This window comes from Halomonas sp. DP1Y21-3, assembly GCF_019801245.1.
GTDB lineage: Bacteria > Pseudomonadota > Gammaproteobacteria > Pseudomonadales > Halomonadaceae > Halomonas > Halomonas litopenaei.
Window position 1 is genome coordinate 518,765 of record NZ_JAHVJM010000004.1, and the last position, 20,299, is coordinate 539,063.

The 20,299-nt window shown below is 63.3% G+C and carries 20 protein-coding genes; 10 read left to right on the top strand and 10 right to left on the bottom strand.

Going from position 1 to position 20,299, the window contains the following annotated elements; all coding sequences use genetic code 11:
- Positions 1–123 precede the first annotated feature (123 nt).
- Entirely contained in the window at positions 124–1,332 is a 1,209-nt protein-coding gene (gltS, locus tag KUV74_RS14520) for a sodium/glutamate symporter (protein ID WP_124803921.1), read from the bottom strand.
- Between the two features lie 629 nt (positions 1,333–1,961).
- On the opposite strand from gltS, the gene KUV74_RS14525 reads away from it, so the two are divergent.
- The 4 genes from KUV74_RS14525 to KUV74_RS14540 all read left to right on the top strand — a co-directional run bounded on the left by KUV74_RS14525 (position 1,962) and on the right by KUV74_RS14540 (position 6,836).
- Entirely contained in the window at positions 1,962–3,530 is a 1,569-nt protein-coding gene (locus KUV74_RS14525; RefSeq protein ID WP_124803923.1) for an arylsulfatase, read from the top strand.
- A 179-nt stretch (positions 3,531–3,709) separates the two neighbouring features.
- Positions 3,710–4,855 (top strand): PA0069 family radical SAM protein, encoded by a 1,146-nt coding sequence (locus KUV74_RS14530; protein ID WP_222516689.1) that lies wholly within the window; start codon positions 3,710–3,712, stop codon positions 4,853–4,855.
- 191 nt (positions 4,856–5,046) lie between these two features.
- Positions 5,047–6,363, top strand: coding sequence for a sulfite oxidase (locus KUV74_RS14535; RefSeq protein ID WP_222516690.1), 1,317 nt, complete (start codon positions 5,047–5,049; stop codon positions 6,361–6,363).
- Positions 6,364–6,377: 14 nt separating this feature from the next.
- Positions 6,378–6,836, top strand: coding sequence for a hypothetical protein (locus KUV74_RS14540; protein WP_222516691.1), 459 nt, complete (start codon positions 6,378–6,380; stop codon positions 6,834–6,836).
- Between the two features lie 118 nt (positions 6,837–6,954).
- Here KUV74_RS14540 and KUV74_RS14545 read toward each other — a convergent pair whose 3' ends face one another.
- The 8 genes from KUV74_RS14545 to KUV74_RS14580 form a co-directional block, all read right to left on the bottom strand.
- Positions 6,955–7,635, bottom strand: coding sequence for a glutathione S-transferase family protein (locus KUV74_RS14545; RefSeq protein WP_222516692.1), 681 nt, complete (start codon positions 7,633–7,635; stop codon positions 6,955–6,957).
- A 51-nt stretch (positions 7,636–7,686) separates the two neighbouring features.
- The gene (locus KUV74_RS14550) at positions 7,687–8,523 is read right to left on the bottom strand and encodes a DUF2797 domain-containing protein (RefSeq protein WP_371931865.1); all 837 of its coding nucleotides are present in this window, start codon (positions 8,521–8,523) and stop codon (positions 7,687–7,689) included.
- Positions 8,507–8,803 carry a YeaC family protein gene (locus KUV74_RS14555; protein WP_045994422.1) on the bottom strand — a complete coding sequence of 99 codons (297 nt, stop codon included), beginning with the start codon at positions 8,801–8,803 and terminating at the stop codon, positions 8,507–8,509. The genes KUV74_RS14550 and KUV74_RS14555 overlap by 17 nt, the downstream gene beginning before the upstream one ends.
- Before the next feature lie 9 nt (positions 8,804–8,812).
- Positions 8,813–9,658 carry a rhomboid family intramembrane serine protease gene (locus tag KUV74_RS14560; RefSeq protein WP_045994416.1) on the bottom strand — a complete coding sequence of 282 codons (846 nt, stop codon included), beginning with the start codon at positions 9,656–9,658 and terminating at the stop codon, positions 8,813–8,815.
- Positions 9,659–9,929: 271 nt separating this feature from the next.
- A complete protein-coding gene (locus KUV74_RS14565) occupies positions 9,930–10,916 on the bottom strand; it encodes a metallophosphoesterase (protein ID WP_222516727.1) in 987 nt (328 codons plus the stop codon).
- Between the two features lie 13 nt (positions 10,917–10,929).
- Entirely contained in the window at positions 10,930–11,811 is an 882-nt protein-coding gene (locus KUV74_RS14570; protein ID WP_108132991.1) for an NAD(+) kinase, read from the bottom strand.
- Between the two features lie 121 nt (positions 11,812–11,932).
- Positions 11,933–12,802: a DMT family transporter gene (locus KUV74_RS14575; protein ID WP_222516693.1), complete on the bottom strand. Its 870-nt coding sequence runs from the start codon at positions 12,800–12,802 to the stop codon at positions 11,933–11,935.
- 89 nt (positions 12,803–12,891) lie between these two features.
- On the bottom strand, positions 12,892–13,506 hold the full coding sequence (locus tag KUV74_RS14580) for a YqaE/Pmp3 family membrane protein (protein WP_222516694.1): 615 nt from the start codon (positions 13,504–13,506) through the stop codon (positions 12,892–12,894).
- A 194-nt stretch (positions 13,507–13,700) separates the two neighbouring features.
- On the opposite strand from KUV74_RS14580, the gene KUV74_RS14585 reads away from it, so the two are divergent.
- The gene (locus tag KUV74_RS14585) at positions 13,701–15,167 is read left to right on the top strand and encodes a dihydrolipoyl dehydrogenase (RefSeq protein WP_222516695.1); all 1,467 of its coding nucleotides are present in this window, start codon (positions 13,701–13,703) and stop codon (positions 15,165–15,167) included.
- Positions 15,168–15,217: 50 nt separating this feature from the next.
- Positions 15,218–15,640: a CBS domain-containing protein gene (locus KUV74_RS14590; protein ID WP_045994411.1), complete on the top strand. Its 423-nt coding sequence runs from the start codon at positions 15,218–15,220 to the stop codon at positions 15,638–15,640.
- Positions 15,641–16,172: 532 nt separating this feature from the next.
- On the opposite strand, the gene KUV74_RS14595 is transcribed toward KUV74_RS14590, so the two are convergent.
- Entirely contained in the window at positions 16,173–16,847 is a 675-nt protein-coding gene (locus KUV74_RS14595; RefSeq protein ID WP_222516696.1) for a metallophosphoesterase, read from the bottom strand.
- Positions 16,848–16,964: 117 nt separating this feature from the next.
- On the opposite strand from KUV74_RS14595, the gene KUV74_RS14600 reads away from it, so the two are divergent.
- The 4 genes from KUV74_RS14600 to KUV74_RS14615 all read left to right on the top strand — a co-directional run bounded on the left by KUV74_RS14600 (position 16,965) and on the right by KUV74_RS14615 (position 20,227).
- Positions 16,965–17,531 (top strand): helix-turn-helix domain-containing protein, encoded by a 567-nt coding sequence (locus KUV74_RS14600; protein WP_045994409.1) that lies wholly within the window; start codon positions 16,965–16,967, stop codon positions 17,529–17,531.
- Positions 17,528–18,253, top strand: coding sequence for an AzlC family ABC transporter permease (locus tag KUV74_RS14605; protein ID WP_213229565.1), 726 nt, complete (start codon positions 17,528–17,530; stop codon positions 18,251–18,253). The genes KUV74_RS14600 and KUV74_RS14605 overlap by 4 nt, the downstream gene beginning before the upstream one ends.
- Positions 18,250–18,594: an AzlD domain-containing protein gene (locus KUV74_RS14610; RefSeq protein ID WP_045994407.1), complete on the top strand. Its 345-nt coding sequence runs from the start codon at positions 18,250–18,252 to the stop codon at positions 18,592–18,594. Before KUV74_RS14605 ends, KUV74_RS14610 begins: the two co-directional genes overlap by 4 nt.
- Before the next feature lie 379 nt (positions 18,595–18,973).
- Positions 18,974–20,227 (top strand): PAS domain S-box protein, encoded by a 1,254-nt coding sequence (locus KUV74_RS14615; RefSeq protein WP_108132999.1) that lies wholly within the window; start codon positions 18,974–18,976, stop codon positions 20,225–20,227.
- Positions 20,228–20,299 lie beyond the last annotated feature (72 nt).

Sequence of the window (20,299 nt, forward strand, 5' to 3'; positions counted from 1 at the left end):
CCCCGTTCGAGGCCCCCGCATTCATCATGATTCGACAGGACGACCGACGCCGCGCCCGGGTGGGCGCGGCGTCGGTATCTATTCATGAAACAGCTCTACTGGTGAAACCGCTCGAGCGTGACCTCAGGCAAAGACGTTGAGACACCAGGTGATGGCGGGCACGGAGACCATGTCGATCAAGACGGCGCCACACAGCGGAACGATGATGTAGGCCTTGCTCGATACCACCTTGTAGTGGTCGCAGACGGCGCCCATGTTGGCGAAGGCGTTGGGGGTAGCGCCCAGGCCAAAACCGATAAAACCGGCGGAGAGTACGGCGGCGTCGTAGTTGCTGCCGAGCGAACGAAAGACTACCAGTGCCGCGATGGCAACGATCACCAGCGTCTGGATCATCAGGATCAGCGCCAGGCCAAGTCCCATCCCCTGCAGCTGCCAGATCTTCAGGTTCATCATGGCCATGGTCAGGAAGATCGCCAGGCTGACTTCTCCGATCAGATTGATGGCACGCTCGGACACCTCGACCAGGCGAAGGTGATCGTTCAGGTTGCGCAACACGATGGCCACGAACATGGCCCCGACATAGCTTGGCAGCACGATGCCGAGTTTCTCTTTCATGAGTTCGCGACAGGCCAGGCCGATGACCATCACCGGCACCACCACCGCCATAGCCTTCAGTACCCGATGCGGGGTCAGCGTCTGATCCTCTTCGCTCAGGTGCTCCTCGTGCAGATCGGCAAGCCCGCCGACCTCCTCGGCCTCGATGCGAAGCTTGAACCGCTCGATCAACCAGCGGGCGAGAGGCGCGCCCAGCAGGCTACCGGTGATGACACCGTAGGTGGCCGCCGTCATGGCGGCGGTCAGGGCGCCGTCGGCACCGAGCGCTTCCGCCTCTGGCCCGAAGGCCGCCGCACCGCCAAAGCCGCCTTCCAGCGAAGGCCCGCCCGCCATCAGGCCGATCAGGGGGTCGAGCCCGATCATCGAGGCGACGCCGATACCGATACCATTCTGCACCAGTACCAGGGCCCAGCAGGTCAACAGGAAGATCACTAGCGAACGCCCGCCCCTGGCCAGCACCGAGAGGCTGCCACCGAGCCCTACCGTGGCGAAGAAGGCGATCATCATCGGATCCTGAACGCTGGTGTCCAGATCCAGCGTCAGCACGTCCATCGATCGCAGCAGCCATACCAGCACGGCGAAGCCGATGCCCCCGACCACCGGCGTCGGTACGCACATGCGCTCGAGCCACTCCACCCGGCGCCGAAGCTGAATGCCCACCATCAGCAGGACCAGCGCCAGTGCCATTGTTTCCACAGCGTTCAAGCCTATATTCATCTGCCTTCGCTCTCCTTCGCCCTCGAAGGACACCCTCCTGGTGACTCTCGGTGCGGCTACGCCAGGTGCCCGCACTTAGACTACTGGACAAACATTCAGGCATGAGAGGGGCCTATTTGTCGTGGAGCAAGCTTTTGCTCCCTCTTGTGTCCTCAGCGGTCCGCCCCACCCGAGGGAGGGTCCAGGCAGAAACAGCGGTTCAAACTCAGCCAAGGGAGAAGGTGCCAAGGGCCACGACCAATGACACAGAGGGCGATGACCAACGACACAGAGGGCGAGGTCACTGGCACCCTGACGGTCGAGTCGACGATGGCAAAGCAAATGAGACAACCATTTGGGCAGGCTCGGGGAAGTTGGTCATGCACAAGCAATGATCGTTTACTATGCTGTCTTGCATGCCCATCAAGGCACACTTTTAGCTGAGCCAGCAGACTCGGCCTTCCCTCCCCCTGGCTCCAGCCCAGCGGGCGGGAATCGGAGGAAATACAACGATACCGCCGGCCTTCACGCGCCGGCTGTCAGGACCTGACCAGCAAGCCGTACGTCGACCAGCAAGGAGAGCAGGCCAACACATCACTCCGCTGTATCAATGCCATGTCAATGACATCATTTAATTTAAGGGAACGATCATGAAAGTGTATTCGTCGGCAATACCTTCGCCCTGGAAGGGCATCGTGGCGGCATCGATTGCTGCGGTCGGCCTGGCAGCCAGCATTCAGCCAGCGTCCGCGACCGAAGAAGAAACCTCCTCCGAGGCGTCATCAGACAAGCCCAACATCCTGGTCATCATGGGCGATGACATCGGCTGGTTTAACACCAGCGCCTACAACAGCGGCATGATGGGTTACACCACGCCCAACATCGACAGCATCGCCGAAGAAGGCATCCGCTTCACCGACGCCTATGGCCAGCAGAGCTGCACCGCTGGGCGCGCGGCCTTCATCACCGGGCAGTCACCCAAGCGTACCGGTCTTCTCAAGATCGGCATGCCCGGCGATCCGCTCGGCCTGCAGCCGGAAGACCCGACCATCGCCGAGATCCTCAAGCCGATGGGCTACGCTACCGGCCAGTTCGGCAAGAACCACCTCGGCGATCGCGACGAGTACCTGCCGACCAACCACGGCTTCGACGAATTCTTCGGCAACCTCTACCACCTGAACGCCGAGGAAGAGCCGGAGAACGCCGACTACCCCACCGATCCTGGCTTCCGTGAACAGTTCGGCCCCCGTGGTGTCATTCGCTCTTCCGCGGATGGCCAGATCGAGGACACCGGCCCGCTGACAAAACAGCGTATGGAGACCATCGACGAGGAATTCCTGACCGCCGCCGAGGACTTCATCGAGCGCCAGGAATCTTCCGATACACCCTGGTTCGTTTGGTACAACACCACCCGCATGCACATCTTCACCCACCTCAAGGAAGAGAGTGAAGGCCGCACCGGACTTGGCGTCTACGCCGATGGCATGACCGAGCACGACGCCCTGGTGGGCCAACTGCTCGACAAGCTCGAGGAACTGGGTGCCGACGAGAACACCATCGTCATCTACACCACCGACAACGGCGCCGAGAAGTTCACCTGGCCGGATGGCGGCACCTCGCCCTTCCGTGGCGAGAAGGCCACTACCTGGGAAGGCGGCATTCGGGTGCCGTTCATGATGAGGTGGCCGGGGCAGATCGAACCGGGCCAGGTGTCCAACGAGATCCTTTCGCTTGAGGACATGTTCCCGACCCTGATCGCCGCCGCTGGCGAGCCGGACATCAAGGAGCAGCTGCTTGACGGCTACACCGCCGGTGACAAGGAATTCAACGTGCACATCGATGGCTATAACGTGCTGCCCCACCTGACCGGCGCCGAGGACGCCGGCGAGTGGCCGCGCGACACCTTCTTCGCCTTCGTCGATGATGGTTCCCTGGGTGCCGTGCGCTTCGGCCAGTACAAGGCACACTTCAGCATCCAGGAGCACGAGGGCATGGACGCTTGGCGCCGTCAGCAGACGCAGCTCAAGGCACCGCTGTTGATCGACCTGCGTGCCGATCCGTTCGAGATGGCCCCGGAAGACTCTTCCTACTACGACGACTGGCAGCTGCGCCGCATGTATGCCTTCTCCCCTGTAGGCAAGATCGTGGCGGACTTCATGGCCACCTTCGAGGAATACCCCCAGCGTCAGGAAGCCGGCTCCTTTACGCCGAAGCAATAACGCTTCCACCGGCAAGTCGACAGGAGGCCGCCCTTGGGCGGCCTCTTGCCGTTGTGCTCCCCGTTCAGCTCTTGCTCAACCCCCGTTTATCTCCTTATTCAGCCCATAGCTCTGCTCCGCGTTCGTTCGCCCCACCACCACACTGGATATATAAACAGCATTCGACTAGCCTTGCAGGCATGGATCACTATCACGACGACGGCCAGCAAAGAAGCGCTACGAGCCCCTTGAAGGGCCGCGGCGCGACCTATGATCCCGCCAATCGTTTTTCTCCCACCCGTAGCCAACAGGTGGACGACGGCTGGTGGCAAGAGGCAACGCCTGATCGCATCGCCACCGTCACCGCCACCGAGAGCGCCAAGAGCGCTCTGTCGTGGAACCGCTCGCCAGACCTGCCCTTCGATCGCTCGATCAACCCCTACCGTGGCTGCGAGCATGGCTGCATCTACTGCTACGCGCGGCCCAGTCATGCCTACTGGGACCTGTCACCCGGTCTCGACTTCGAGACCCGCCTGATCGCCCGCACCGGCCTGGTGGAACGCCTCACCGAGGAATTGTGCAAGCCCGGCTACGTCTGCCGCCCGATCAACCTGTCCGGCAACACCGACGCCTACCAGCCCATCGAGGCCGAACACCGAACCACCAGGGCACTGCTCGAACGGCTGCTGGAGTGGCGTCATCCGGTCACCCTGGTGACCAAGAGCGCGCTGATCCTGCGCGACAAGGACCTGTTGAGTGAACTGGCAAGCCGCCGCCTGGTGCGGGTGATGGTCAGCCTCACCAGCCTTGACACCGAACTCAAGCGTCAACTGGAGCCGCGCACCGCCTCACCCCGGGCCCGACTTCGGGTCATCGGCGAACTTGCCGATGCCGGTGTACCGGTGGGCACCCTGGTCTCGCCGGTGATTCCCGGGCTTACCGACCATGAACTCGAGCGCCTGCTTCAGGCCGCCAGGGACGCCGGCGCCAGCACCGCCGGCTGGATGCTGCTGCGCCTGCCACGCGAGGTCGCGCCGCTGTTCGAGGCCTGGCTCGAGGCCCACTATCCTGAGCGCGCCGGCAAGGTCATGAGCCTGATTCGCCAGTGTCGCAACGGCCAGGACTACGACAGTCGCTTCGGCCACCGCATGCGCGGCCAGGGCGTCTTCGCCGAACTGCTCGACCAACGCTTCCGCAAGGCCTGCCGTCGCCTGGGCCTGTCACGACGTAGTGATAGTGGCCTTGATAGTGGCCTTGATAGTGGCCTTGATAGCGGTCTTGATACTGATAGTGAGCTTGATACCGAGAGCTTCAGGCCGCCCCACCGTCAGGGAACACTATTCTGAGGCTTGTCTAACCTTCGCTCGTCGACGTTTCGGATAAAGCCTCGCGAGACGCCACCGCCTCCAAGCCGCTATGCGCCAGCGCTGGTCCCATTGCCGCCTTCCAACTGTCCCTGGCTGCCGCCGGTGCCACCACCTACGCTACAAGGATCCTCTGGAATAACGACCTACAATTAAAATATAAGGAGTTCTGCATGCGCCGCCAGACCAAGGGCCTGCACGCCCTCTACGCCAAGGATCCCGTGGACGCCGATCGCAAGCTGTGGGGGCGGCAGGTGGATCCCGTCAGCCGTCGTGGATTTCTCACCGGCTCCAGCCTGCTGGCCATGAGCGCGGTACTCGGCGCCAGCATTCCCTTCGCACGCTTCATGCCGGGAGGCCTGATACCCGCAGCCCTGGCCCAGAGCGACGAAGCCTTCGAGATCGAGGGCAAGGAGGGGCTGAGGGTCCTCAACGACCGTCCGATCAACGCCGAGACACCGGCCCATCTGCTCGACGATGACATTACCCCGGCGCGCTACATGTTCGTGCGCAACAACGGCCTGCCCCCGGAGCGAGCCGAGATCGATCCCGCCACCTGGACGCTGGAAATCACCGGCGAGTCGTGCCAGAACCCCACCACCTTCACCATCGCCGAGCTGAAGGAGCGCTTCTCCGAGCACACCTACCAGCTTCAGGTAGAGTGCGGCGGCAATGGTCGCAGCGAGTACGTCCCCGCCGCCAGCGGCAACCAGTGGACCACCGGCGCGGTGGCCTGCCCGACCTTTACCGGGGTACGACTTCGCGATGTGCTGGAGGCCTGTGGCATCGCCGACGACGCCGTCTATATCGGTTACTACGGCGCCGATCGCCATGCCAGCGGCGCCGCCGACAAGGAAGCGATCTCTCGCGGTGTGCCGATGGAAAAGGCCCTGGAGGACGAGTCGCTGATCGCCTGGGCGATGAACGGCGAGGACATTCCCTACCAGAACGGCTACCCGCTGCGCCTGGTGTGCGGCGGCTGGCCGGGCTCGGTCTCGGGCAAGTGGCTCAAGCAGATCGTTGTGCGCAACCAGAAGCACGATGGGGCCAAGATGGCGCCTCCCTCCTACAGCGTGCCGGCGAACCCGGTGGCACCGGGCACTGAGGTGGCCAAGGAAGACTTCGTCACCATCCAGTCGATGCCGGTGAAGTCCCTGATCACCTACCCGCGATCAGGGATCGAGCACGCCCAGGGCCAGCCGATGGAGGTGCGCGGTCACGCCTGGGCGGGGGATCTGTCGGTGTCCGAGGTGCACACCTCCATCGACTTCGGCGCCACCTGGCAGAGGGCCAGCCTCAACGACGCACCCAATCGCCTCGCCTGGCAGCGCTTTACCACCCAGGTCGAGTTCCCCGAGCCAGGCTATTACGAGGTGTGGGCCCGGGCGGTGGACGAAAACGGCCAGTCCCAGCCCATGGTGGTGCCCGGCTGGAACCCCAAAGGCTACCTCAACAACGCCTGTCACCGCATCGCGGTTCAGGTCGGCTGAGGGAGGAGACTGGCATGGGAATTCGTACCACCAGAAGGCATAGGGCATGGTCGTCGACCCGCCCGCTCTTGATGACTGGCCTGCTGCTCGGCGCGGTGCTGTTCAGCCCCTTTGGCCTGGCTCAATCGACAGGCGAGGCCTCTGGGCAAGCCACAGATGCCCCCCTCGAGACCGATCCGGACAGCGGGTTCGTGATGGCGGAGGGCTGGCAGACGGTCAAGGGCAACTGCACCGTCTGCCACTCCGCCGCCCTGGTCACCCAGAACAGGGGGTCACGCGAGCACTGGGCCTACCTGATCGACTGGATGCAGGAGACTCAGGGCCTGTGGCAGTTCAATCCCGAAATGGAAGCCACCATCCTCGACTACCTGTCGACCCACTACGGCCCGAGGACCGATGCCAGGCGGCAGAACCTGCCCAAGCATCTGATGCCGCCGGCACCACAGGCCAGCGAGACCAGCGCAGAAGGTTGAAACAACGGACGCGGTCGAAAGGCGGCTGATCGGCCCGATTCTGCGACAGCGGAATCGGGCATCGTATGCTCTGACAGATAGTCAGATGCCCTAACACAGATCCTTCAGCGCAGATCCTTCAGCGCATGTCCTTGAGCACAGTGCCGCTGGCGAGGATCTGCGCCTCGAGAGGCAACTCACGGAACGGCTCGCAAACCGCCTCGCTTTGCCATTGGCGCATGGCGGGCAACGCGAGGAGTCGCTCGAGGTAGTCGCGAGACGGGCCACCCATGGGCAGGTCGTAGGTTCGCATCCTGAAGGCGATGGGGGCGAAAAAGGCGTCTGCGGCGGTAAACCGCTCGCCGCACAGGTAAGGTCCACCAAAGCGCGTCAAGCCGTCTTCAAACAGTTCGTTCAGCCGATGCAGGTCATCCAGCAGCTCGGGCGTCTTTTCGTTCAAGCGTACGCGCAGCGCGCAGTGCATCGGACACTGCTGCCTGAGCGCGCTGAAACCTGAATGCATCTCGGCACAGGCACTTCTAGCCCAGCATCTGGCGTCCACATGCTCAGGCCAGATCTCGGAATGACGCTCGGCCAGGTATTCGATGATGGCCAGCGAGTCCCACACCACCCGTTCGTCATGATGCAGACAGGGAACTCGCCCCGAGGGCGAAAACCGACGAAAGTCGGCGTGACTGTTGTCCTGCTCATCGAAGGGGTGAAAGGCCAGCTCGAAGGGAATCTCGAGCTGGCGAAAGGTCAGCCAGGCCCTCAGCGACCACGACGACGTCTGTCGATTGGCGATATGCAGCACGTACATGACAGCGCTCCCTGGGTCGCTGGCAGCGCCTGTCGCTGCCGGTGACGTTGATCAAGCCGCCAGCGACATCTCGTAGCCGGTGTACTTGCGAAGATTGATCACTCCGGTATCGAAGATCAGATACTGGCCCTTGATTCCCATCAGGGTGCCCTCGACTCGCGGATTCTTGTCGAGGTTGTGAGACGTGACCTTGGTGGGGTACTCCAGTACCGGGTAGTCGAAGCGACGTGGGCTGCCGTCCAGGGGACGGATAGCATCGGCGCCGAAGCGCTCGCGTAGATCGCCCAGACCCGCCGACAGCCTTTCCAGCAGACGGTCGCGCTCTGCGGCCAGATCCAGTTCCTCGACCTGCCCCTTGAGCATCGCCCGCCAGTTGGTGCGATCCGACACCTCGTTCTTGAACAGCACCTCGACGAAGCCAGACTGCTGGCGGCTGTCCACCTCGAGGATCGGCAACGCCTGGATCGCGCCCTGGTCGAGCCAGCGCGTCGGCATCTGGGTATTGCGGGTGATCCCGACCTTGAGCCCGGAAGCGTTGGACAGGTAGACGACGTGGGGCTGGAAGCAGAACCGCTCGCCCCACTCGGGCTCGCGACAGGTCCCCTCGAAAAAGTGGCACAGCTCGGGCTTCATGATGCAGCTGTCGCACTGGGCCAGGCGCTTGAAGCAGGGATAGCAGTGGCCTTGTCCGAAGCTCTTCTTGGTCGCACGCCCACAGTGGGTACAGGCGATCGCCCCGCTCCACTCGAGACGCAGGGTGCGGCCCAGGTAGTCGTTGAGCGGCAGACGGTTCTCGCCGGCCTTGAGGGTGTAGCGCGCGGGAGAGTCGGGTTCGACCCCCATCTTGGACAGACATCCGTGGGCAAGTACTTCAGTCACGACTGGCATCCCGGGCGAGCCCCGCCATGTCTTCGGAAACCCCGGCACTGCTCGATGGCCCACCGGGCCCAGCGCCGCAGGTGCGTTGCTCCAGGTAGCCGATGCGGCTCTCCTCGGGCACATTGTTGTCGTGCTCGTAGCGCATCACGGCTTCCATGCACAGCTCGATCTGCTCGGCCGTCAGCATTCGCCCGTCCGGCCACTTGCGCAGCGACACCGCCTGCTTGAGGCTCTGGTAGATCGACGGCGTCATCTGGGAAATCATTCGCTCGAAGGTCATGTCGCTCATGGCATCGCTCTAGTGAAGACGTGATTTGCGGGAATGATACCAGCCCAGCACCAGCCCCACGAGCAGACCGCCCAGGTGCGCCTCGTTGGCCACATTGCCAAAGCCCACCAGCCCGGCGACGTCGGTCATGGTGAAGACCATCCAGCCGAGCATGAACAGCACCAGCATCTGCGGCACGAAGAAGCCGCTGGCCGGCGCGCGACGGGACATCAACCAGACGTAGCCAAGCAACGCAAAGTCGACGCCCGACATGCCGCCGAACAGTACCGTGCCGGTGGCGTACTGGGCCAGGTTACCGGCAAGCCCCGCCACCACCACCAGCGTCAGCATGCGCAATGGGCCATGCAGGGTCTCCACCTGACGGCCGAAATACCACAACCACATCATGTTGAAGATCAGGTGCATCCAGCCGAAATGCAGAAAGATCGGCGACAGCGGGCGCCACACCTGCCCCGCCGCCAGCGCATCGGGGATACTGCCGACGGCCAGCGCCCCGCCACGGATGCCCACAGGCACGATCGCCAGCCACGCCAGCACCATGTCTCCCCACACAGCGATGGCACCAAACACCAGAAGACACAGCCCGAGCACCGATAAGGTGACCGGATGCTGGCGCAGCAGCGGCCACCAGTGACGTGCCGGTCTCGGCTTCGAGGCACTCGGCGCGGGTATCGCCTCTCCCCGCTGCCAGCGAGTGATCACCTCGGCCAGAGCGTCCTGCTGTTTCGGGTCCATCAGCCACAGTACCTGGCCGTCGTCCTCGTCGGTGATACGGTGTCCGATGCGGTGCGACCAGAGCGCCTGTCGCAGCTCGCGAGTATCGATATCGTGGGGGATCAGCATGACCCGGAACATGGCGTCTCCAGCGCGAAAAAGGGTGGCGGCCCAGAGATGATGGCCTGAAATGACGTTGGCCGGTAGGGGCAGCGGTCACACGCGGCGCAGATGGGCGAAAGGCCCGACGGCAAGCCGGGCATGGCAGGATGTCTTTTTCATCCACACAGAAAAAGTCCGGCGGAGGGGGCCGCCGGACAAGAGCAAGGGATCATTCAAGGGAACACCTACTCAGACGCCGCTTTTGATAAAGGGTTCAGTCGGGTGCTCGACTTTAATGTAACGTTTTGTATCAATCGAAGACGATCTCTCGGGGCAAGGGCCTCGCACGCACGTCCCTGGGCACCGGCACCCATACAAAGTGGTTGGCGTCGAGGCGGGATTCAAAGCTGTAGCGATAGGCCACCAGTCGACCGAACTTCACCGCGCTGTAGTCGAGACAGGCAATATTCGGTGCCGGCAAGGCCGGGACGCCTTCGCACCAGTAGTGGCCGATGAACAGCGGGGGCTGGTCGGGGCCATAGTAGCTGAGGCTGGCCCGTTCGCTGTCGCTCAACGGCCGGTCCTCGAGGTCTCCCGGTAGATTGTCCGGCTGGAACACCACGTCACCCCAGGTGCGAGGGTCTCGTGCCCAGAAGTGGGTCCGAAAGCTTCGTCGAGTGAAACCGTCTCCGGAATGGATGACCGTGTCCCCGGGCAGGTCGATGGAACCACCGCGGGTCAGGCGCTCGAGGATCCTCGACTCTTCGGTACCCGGGCTCGAGGCCTGGAGCAGGAAGTCGTGGTCCAGACAGCCGTCGGGCCGGAGCCGCCTGAAGGATTCGATCAGGCGGTCGTCCCAGCAGGCGTGGACCACCCGGATGCCGTCGATCTCGAGACACAGGGGGATCTGGCGAAACCACGCCAGGGCATCATCCCACTCCTGAGGGTGGTCATGGTACTGCTCGAGGGTTTCACGAATGATGCGGTTGTGACGCGGTGTATGCGGGCGTAGCCATTCCCTGCCGTGCTCAGGCGGGGCCTTCTGGGTGTACGTCAGGGCATTGATCTCGTGATTGCCCAGCACGATATAGGCCTCGCCCTCTTCCACCATGCGTCTGGCGATGGAGACCGCCAGGCGGATACGCGGGCCACGGTCGATCAGGTCCCCGAGGAAGATCGCCTTGCGCTGGGGGTGACGATAGACACCGCCGCGCAGGTGATACCCCAGCCGTTCCAGCAGCGCCGCCAGGGTGGCGCCGCAGCCATGAACGTCGCCGATCAGGTCGTAGCCGTCCAGTCGCCTGCTCACGTCAATCTCCCAGCCTGTTGCTCCAGCCCAGCTTGCTGCGCAGGACGTCATAGAAGTTGTGACCCAGAGGGTGCACCAGCTGAACGTTCTGGGGCTTGCGCCGGATCACCAGAACATCATCGGGCTTGGCCACGGCACGGGTCTGGCCGTCACAGCTGATGTGGGGATAGGTCTGGTTGGTCTCACCGATATGACAGCGTATCTCGCAGCCGGCGTCGATCACGATGGGCCGGCTCGACAGGGTGTGCGGGAACATCGGTACCAGCGTCACCACGTCGAGCTTCGGATGCATGATCGGGCCACCGCCGGACATGGCGTAGGCGGTGGAACCGGTCGGCGTGGCGATGATCAGGCCATCGCTGCGCTGGCTGTAGACGAACTGGCCATCGATGAACAGTTCGAACTCGATCATCCGCACCGCCTTGCCCGGGTGCAGTACCACTTCATTGAGGGCATCGCCGCTGCCCACCAGGGAATCCCCGCGGTAGAGCTCGGCGTCGAGCAGAAAGCGCTGTTCGACCTCGTACTGTCCCGCCAGCACCTCACCGACACGGGCCTCGAGCTCATCCGGCGAGATATCGGTCAAGAAGCCCAGCCGTCCGCGATTGACCCCCAGCACCAGGGTTCCGCTGCGACACAGGGTGCGGGCCGCGCCCAGCAGGCTGCCGTCGCCCCCGACCACGATCACCAGATCACACAGTTCACCGAGCATGCGGCGACTGGCCTCGGCGTGGCCACGTTCCAGCAACGCCGAGGCGGTACGGTCTTCAACGATCACGTGGTAGCCGGCGTCATCCAGAAAACGAATCAGCCGCTTGAGGGTCTCGACCACCTTGGCGCTGCCCAGGCGCCCGATCAGTCCGATGTTCTTGAACGATTGCATCCACGCATCCTTCCCTTGGCGACCGCTCATTATGGCGAGGGGGGCCTGGCGGAGCAAACCGCGCCCGGCGCCTCAGGCCAACTGCTGGCCCAGATCGATGATCACCCAGACTGACGATGAATTAGACCGGCGCCGTCCTGCGACGCCGCTGCCACCAGGCGTTAAGCCACAGCGAACCGGCGATGATGGCGCCTCCCATGGCCAGACGCACCAGATCAGCCTCGCGGTTCCAGATCACCAGGTTCACCGCAAGGCCAGCAGGAATCAGCATGTTGTTCATGATCGCCAGGGCGCCGGCATCCACCCGCACGGCGCCCAGGTTCCACAGGAAGTAGCCGAGCCCAGAGGCGACCAGTCCCAGCCACAGCAGCACCCCCCACTGCAGGGGTGTTGTCGGCAGCCCCGAGGTGCTTCCCAACAGCGCGAAGGCCGGCAGCGCGATGCAGGCCGCACCCAGGTAGAACCAGGCGAATACATGGTGGCGAGGCAACGAGGGGGGCAGTGCCGCCGACAGGCGCCGATAGCCGACCTGCCCCATGGCAAAGCAGAGATTGGCCCCCTGCACCACCAGGAATCCCAGCCAGAAGTCGTCGTTGACGCCCTTGTAGCGAATGACCGCCGCGCCGATCACCGCAAGCCCTGCAGTGACCAGATGGAAGGGAGTGAAACGACCAAACGCCAGGTCATCCAGAATGGCGATGTACAGCGGCGTGAAGATGGTGAACAGCAGCACCTCCGGCACCGACAGGAGCACGAAGGACTGGTAGAAGAAGATGTACATGATGCCAAGCTGGACGGCACCAAGTGCCATCAGCGCGAGCTTGTGGCGCAGATCGAGCAGGCCGGGCTTCAACAACGGCAGGAACACCAGCGCCGCCAGCCCCACCCGCATCATCACCGCGAAATAGCTGTCCACCTGACCGGCCAGATAGACGCCAATCAGCGAAAACGAGAACGCCCACAGGGCGGTGACCACCACCAGATAGCCCACCGTAAACTCCCACTAGTCAAAAAGGTTTACGGCAGTATACGCGAACACCCTCTCCGGCCCAACGCTTGCCCCCCTGAGCCCTGCTCGCCTCAATGATTGACCTGCTTCAACCACCAGGCCCCGTACGCCACCCCAGGCAGCCAGCCCAGCAGGGTCAGCAGGAACGCAATCGCGATCCGGCGCGAACCACCTTCGGCTACCGCCACCGCCAGCGGGGGCATTAGCAGCACCAGCACCATCAAGGCGAGCCGGGCCGCTGGCGACGCCATCAACGCCGACGCCACCTGGGGCGAGGATGTCATGGGCTCGTCACTGGTTCTGGACGCATGCGCATCGGTGCCTTCCTTCTGTTCGGGCACAGGCGGTGGGGTGAAGTGCTCCACCGCCGGGCTATCTGCCGGGCTATTTGAAGGGCTATCCATCGCCCCAGCCTGCGCACGCTGCGGCTGCGCGTCACGCGCTGCCTGCTCCTGGGCCTGGCGATGGGCCTCGGCGTCAATCTTCTGCTCCAGGCTTTCCGCGCCTTCGGCCAGGACATCGTGGTAACGCTCCCAGTCTTCCCAGTCATGGGGTGTCCCGGCCCTGGGACGATGGTCGTGGGACTCCCGCGCTCGGTCCCAGGCCTTTTCCTCGAGGGTGTTGGGCCTTTCCTTGTCTCGCTCACCGTCGAGCCCCTTGCGGGCCAGATACTCTCGCGCGTCCATCAGAGAACTTACCTCCAGGGTCGAATGACGCCACCGGTATCTCCGATGGCCCATTTCAGTGTGCCAATACAGGCTTTGATGTAACAGCAACGCCTGATTGATAGAGAAACCCGCCTCAACTGTCCTACTGTTTTGATAGAGGTCACCCCCACGGGTTCCCCACAGCGCCATGTTCAGCTCCCAGGAGAGACATCATGCAGGAAAGACAGGTCGAGATCGCCATTATCGGAGCAGGAAGCGCCGGCCTTGGTGCCTGGCACGCGGCGCGACAACATACCGACAAGCTGGTGCTGATCGAATCCGGCGCCTACGGCACCACCTGCGCACGGGTCGGCTGCATGCCGTCCAAGCTGCTGATTTCCGCCGCCGACGTGGCCCAGCAGGCACGTGACTCCGAGGGCTTCGGGGTCAAGGTCAGCGGCGTCAGCGTCGACGGCCCCGCTGTGATGGCGCGCCTTAAGCGGGAGCGGGATCGTTTCGTCGGCAGCGTACTGAGTTCGATGGCCCGTATCGAGGAAGACGACCGCATCGTCGGTGCCGCTCGCTTCGAAGACGCCAACACCCTGGTGGTGGGCGACCATACGCGTATCAAGACCAAGCGCATCGTCATCGCCACCGGCTCCCGCCCCTCCTGGCCCGACTTTCTCAATGCCGCCGGGGATCGCCTGATCATCAACGACGACCTGTTCGAATGGGATGACCTGCCCGAGTCGGTGGTGGTATTCGGGCCCGGCGTCATCGGCCTCGAACTCGGTCAGGCGCTGCACCACCTGGGCGTGCGAGTGCGCATGTTCGGCGTCGGCGGCGCCATCGGTCCTCTCGGCGACCCCGATCTCAAGGCGCTCGCCGACAAGGAGTTCAACACAGGGTTTCCGCTGGACCCCGACGCCACCGTCAAGAAGGTCGACCGGGACGGCGATCAGGTGGTGGTGACCTTCCACTGTCGCGACAGCAACACCGAGAAGACCGAGCGCTTCGACTACCTGCTGGCGGCCACCGGACGTCGGCCCAACGTGGACAAGCTGGACCTGCCGAAGACCGGGCTGGAACTCAACGACCGCGGTGTGCCGGTGTTCGACCGGCTGACCATGCAGTGTCGCTTCGATGACGGTTCGCCCGCACCGATCTTTATCGCCGGTGATGCCAACCAGGATCTTCCCCTGCTGCACGAGGCGTCCGACGAGGGACGCATCGCAGGCGAAAACGCCGGACGCTACCCGGATATTCGCGCCGGTCGCAGGCGTACTCCGTTGGCGGTGGTGTTTACCGATCCGCAGATGGCAAGCGCTGGAGTAGGCTACGCTGAACTCAAGCGTCGGGATGAACAACTGACCAACGTGGCCATCGGCGAGGTCTCGTTCGAGGATCAGGGACGGTCCACGGTGATGCGGCAGAACCGAGGCATGCTGAGGCTTTACGCTGAGCACGGCTCGGGAATTCTTCTCGGCGCGGAAATGTTCGGCCCAAGGGCGGAACACCTGGGCCACCTGTTGGCCTGGTCCATCGACCAACGATTGACCGTGGATCGCCTGCTGGAAATGCCCTTCTACCACCCGGTGGTCGAAGAAGGTCTGAGAACAGCACTGAGGGACCTCAACGTGCATCTGCGCAGGGGTCCAGCGATCACCGAACGCTGCCTGGAGTGCGGTCCAGGCGCTTGACGGTCAAGGGCCCGACGCATGGCGCCGGGCCGCTTCAAAGGAGAGCGGTTATGCCACACAAGGCACCTCCATCGATCGTCCGGGACATCATGTCCAAGGACTGCTACCGCGTCAGCGGCAAGACCTCCATTTCCACCCTGGCGGAAGGTCTCGCTCTGCACCGATTGCCAGGGGCCCCGGTGGTGGACAACGGCGATCACCTGATCGGCTTCATCTCCGAGCAGGACGTGCTGGGCAAGGTGATCGAGAGCCTCTATCTGGATCACGAGGCACCGCTGGTCCATGAAATGATGCGTAACGAAGTGCTGTCGGTGTCTCCCACCAAGAGCATCGTCGACCTGGCCCAGGAAATGCTGGGAGCAAAACCCAAGGTGTATCCCGTCACCGAACAGGGCCGACTGGTGGGTATCGTCACCCGCCGCGACGTGCTTACCGCCGTGCTCACCATGCGACGCCATCAACGAAGCGCCTGACCCCTCCTGTTGCGCAACACCTTCTGTAGACGCTCACCGCCGGCATCACGATGCCGGCGGTGGGCGTGCTGTCGGTAGCGCCAACGCTGACACCATTGCCTGGCACACCGCCGTGCATCGGCCTCCCCGATCCTCCAGATGCCCCTGGCGCTTGTGCAAACCGTAAGGGCGTTCATGGAGCATGCCTGATATGCCCCGGGCTCACAGGTAAGAGAGAGAGGGAGAGCACCTTCGCCAAAGCAAAAAAAACGCCCCATGGAAGCCATGAGGCGCAACGATCGATTTAGCAAACCAGATCAACACTGCTAACGACTGCCATCGCGCATGCTGTCTGTACCACATATGACAGTCGTCACCAGAAAAGTTCTCCTTTCATCGAAATTTTTTTTTCCTCTCCTGGGCCGGACGGTGCACAGCGGTGAGAGAAGCGCCCTACTGACCACAGCGTTCTGCGTCGGTTCCAAGGTCTGTGGCAAGAGCTCGACGCTGCCACTACTCGACGGCCATCAACGGGCACCGCCGGCCAGGTCGTTCAGGGAATGGCATCAAGGATGTCGTCGACAGCGGCCAGGGTGAGGCGCCCGCCGGCACAGGCACCGGTATCCAGATGTAGCACATTGCCAAGCCACAGCGGTGCCTCGACGATGGTGTGTCCCACCACCACCGCATCGACGCCCTCGACGCGGGTCGAGTCCAGGCTGCCGCCGCTGTCACGTCGGAATCTACGCCGCGACCATAGCAGGTGCTCGGCCGGGGTCTGCTCGATCTGGCCCCAGTCGTCGGGTGGATCGGCGTGCACTACGCCCAGGCGACGTTGTCCCGCGACGATTTCCCGAGCCAGCGGAAGATGCGGACAGGCGGCGTTCATGGTGCTACGGGCCTCCTCGACGCCATCGAGAAAGACCCAGTTGCCGCCATTGCGCTGCCACAGATCCCAGGCCATTCCTCCGCCTTCGGCCAGGGCGGTGATCGCCATCTGTTCGTGATTGCCCATCACCGCAAAGCACCAGGGCTCAAGCGCCAGCGCCAGACAGGCGAGCGATGCCTCTCCCCTGTCGACCAGATCACCGACGCAGAACAGCCGGTCCCGGGCGACATCGAAGTCGACTCTCTCCAGCGCTTCCATCAACTGGGCGTACTGGCCGTGCACGTCACCGACGACGTAATCACGCCCTATTCGGTTTGGTCCATGACGGATACAGCGCATGAGTCTTCTCCTGCCCCCAGTGCGAGCTCAGGCTTGACGCCATCGCAACATTCGTCCTATGTTCCTTTTACAGAACGTTCGATAAATGGAACAACAGCTCAACCGAACAGTGACCTCATGATCGAGCCTTTCTCCCAAGCTAGCTTCTCAAGCGACGACACGCTGCATGCCGAAGCACTCGGCCGGCATCTTCAGCATCTGCGCCAATTGCGTGGCTGGTCGCTATCCCGCCTGGCCAGCGACGCCGGCGTCGCCAAGTCGAACCTGTCTCGGCTGGAACAGGGCAACGGCAACCCTACCCTGGACACCCTGTGGCGCCTGGCGAGCTGCCTCGAGGTGCCTTTCGGCACCCTGATAAAACCCGTGACCACGGCGCTGGATGACCAAGGCGTGCAGGTCCAGTTGATCGATCAGGGCGATAGCCAACCGGCCGTCGACGTCTACTGGATGCGCCTGGACCCTGACGTCTATCGGCTCAGCGAAGCGCACCCCGCGGGCGTGCACGAGACCGTCACGGTGATCTCCGGCCGGTTGACCACCGGCCCCGAGCACGAGAGCCACACCCTGGGCCCGGGCCAGAGCGTCACCTTCGCGGCGGATCGTCCACACCTCTACGCGTCCGACAACCAGGCCACTTCCGCCACCCTGACCATCGTCTACCATCCACCGGAAACCTCTCGATGACCACCACGACGACTCCTTTGCGTGCCAGCCCCTGGGTGACCGGCGTCCGCGAGGCGATCCCGCTGCTCGGCGGCTATATCCCCATCGCCATCTCCTTTGGCCTGGTAGCCGTCCAGGCGGGCTTCAGTGCCTGGGAAGCCGTCGCCATCTCTACCCTGATCTATGCCGGCGCCTCCCAGTTCGTGTTCGTCGGCATGGTGGCAGGTGGCGCTCCTCTATGGCTGGTGGTCGCCATGACCCTATTGATCAACGTTCGCCACGTGGTCTACGCCCCGAACCTTGCCGCCTCGATGAGCACGAGCCGCTGGTGGCCTGCACTGATGCACGGTCTGACCGACCAGGTCTTCGCCCTGGCGCTGACGCGTCTGCCGCAACTGCCGGAGGCGGCTCGGCTTGGCTGGTACACCGGCGCCGCCCTGCTGGCCTGGCTGGCCTGGATCGCAGGTACCGCCGTGGGTGCACTGGGGGGCGAATGGGTGGTGGAACGCTGGCCGCTGCTGGGCGAGGTGATGCCCTTTGCCCTGCCTGCCCTGTTTCTCGTGTTGGTGGTGCCTCGCCTGTCCAGCTTCCGCTGGGGCCTGGCGACCCTGGTGACCATCGCCGCAGGCGCCCTGCTGGCATTGCTGGGGGTGGCCAATGCCGGCATCCCCCTGGCGGCTCTGTGCGGCGCACTGTGCTTCTTTATCGTCAAACGTTCACCGGTCACAAGGAGTCGATCATGACCACTACGCTGTGGATGGCGGTGGTAGCGACCACCCTGGGCACCCTGCTGATGAGAATGGCGCCCCTGATATGGATGCGCCGTCGTCTCGCCGAGCGCCAGACGGAAGACAGCGTCGAACCGATGCCGCAGTGGCTGTCGGTGCTGGGGCCTTTGATGATCGCCGCCGTGCTGGGCGTCTCGTTGGTACCGGCACAGCCGAGCATCGCCAGCTGGAGCGCCACTGGCGTGGGGGTACTGGCGACGCTGGCGGTATGGTATCGAACGCGATCGCTGGGCTGGCCGGTCGCTGCCGGCGTGGCCGCCTACGGACTGACGCTGGTATTGGCCGGTTCGCTCTGACACTCAAGTCGACGCTGACACTCAAGTTGACGCTGACCCTAAAAGGCCTACCGGGTATTGCTGTCCGCAACCCAAGCGGTCTTGCCTTTGCCTTTGCCTTTCCCTGTGCCTATTTCCGTCAGGCCCGCACCGAATGGTGGCGGGCCGCTGCCTTCCTGCCCCCAACTCGCCGTGTTCCATCGTTTGACCCGCAGGCTTTTCCTGCGCGGCCAGGCGCTCTCCCTCATTTATGCCCGCAAGATACTAAAGCTCGAGCGATATCGGCCGATACTCGTTCGGCTCCAGTGCCGGCTCCAGGATGGAAAAGGCATTTTAAAAAGAAAAAACAAGAACCTGCTTCGACCTTGCTCCCAGCACCTTCCACTCCCGAGGTAACTTGATGGTATCGGCCAGAAGAATAAGCGCCCTGTATCGCGCACTGAATAGCCACACCGCCTGTATTGTCTTTCGTCCCGACGGCACCATCCGCGAAGCCAGTGATGCCTTTCTTGCCACCGTCGGCTATCGGCTCGATCAGATACGCGGTCAGCACCACCGCATGTTCTGTCCGCCAGAGGTTCATCAGGACCCCGCCTACGAGGCATTCTGGCGGGGGCTGGCGGACGGCCAGTCGAAAACCGGTACCTTTCGCCGCATCGACGCCAATGGCAATCCGTTATGGCTGGAGGCGACCTATCTTCCTGTGCGCTCCGCTCGAGGCAAGATTCACTACATTCTCAAGATTGCCAATGACGTCACCGACGATCGCCTTGCGGCGTCCGGTCAGGATGCTGTGCTCAGCGCCCTCGACGCGTCCATGGCGGTGATCGAATTCACACCGGAAGGCGAAATACTGCGTGCCAACGGCAACTTCCTGACCACGATGGGCTATCGTCTCGACGACATCCTTGGACGGCATCACAGGATGTTCTGCGACGACACCTTCTATCGAGATCACCCCGACTTCTGGCAGGAACTGGCCGCCAACACCTTCAAGCAGGGACGCTTCAGACGCATAACCGCCAGTGGGCGCACCGTCTGGCTCGAGGCCACCTACAACCCGGTGATCGACGAAACCGGCCGGGTGACACGCGTCGTCAAGTTTGCCACCGACATCACCCGCTCTGTCGAGGCCGAAGATGCCGCTCGCAGTGCCGTGGAGTCCGCCCGAGTCACCGCGGAGCAGACCGAGACCATCGCCGACAATGGTCTGGTCCAGCTCGAAGAGGCTGTCGAGTCGTCGCGCCAGGCCGCCGACGAGATCAAGGCGACCCAAGCCATCGTGGCCGCCCTGGAGGAGCAGACGCGAGCGATCAACAACATAACCGACTCCATCTCGCGGATCGCCCAGCAGACCAACCTGCTGGCGCTGAATGCGGCGGTCGAAGCGGCGCGCGCTGGCGAGCATGGCCGCGGATTTGCGGTGGTGGCCCAGGAGGTTCGCGAACTGTCCCAGGGCTCCACCCGCGCCGCCGAGCAGATCACCCAGGTGCTCAACGACAACAACCAACGCATTCGACTGGCCAACCAGAAGATCACCGAGGTGGCCACCCGCAGTGACCTCAGCCAGCAACGGGTCGGCGAGGCGCAACTGGTGATACGCGAGATCCTGGACGGCGCCCACAACGTCTCGGCGGCGATTCGCAAGCTCTGATCGTGGCGTGTGATAGGCACCAATACCGCACCGCAGTCATTGTCGCCACTACAAGCCACATGACTGCGGCGT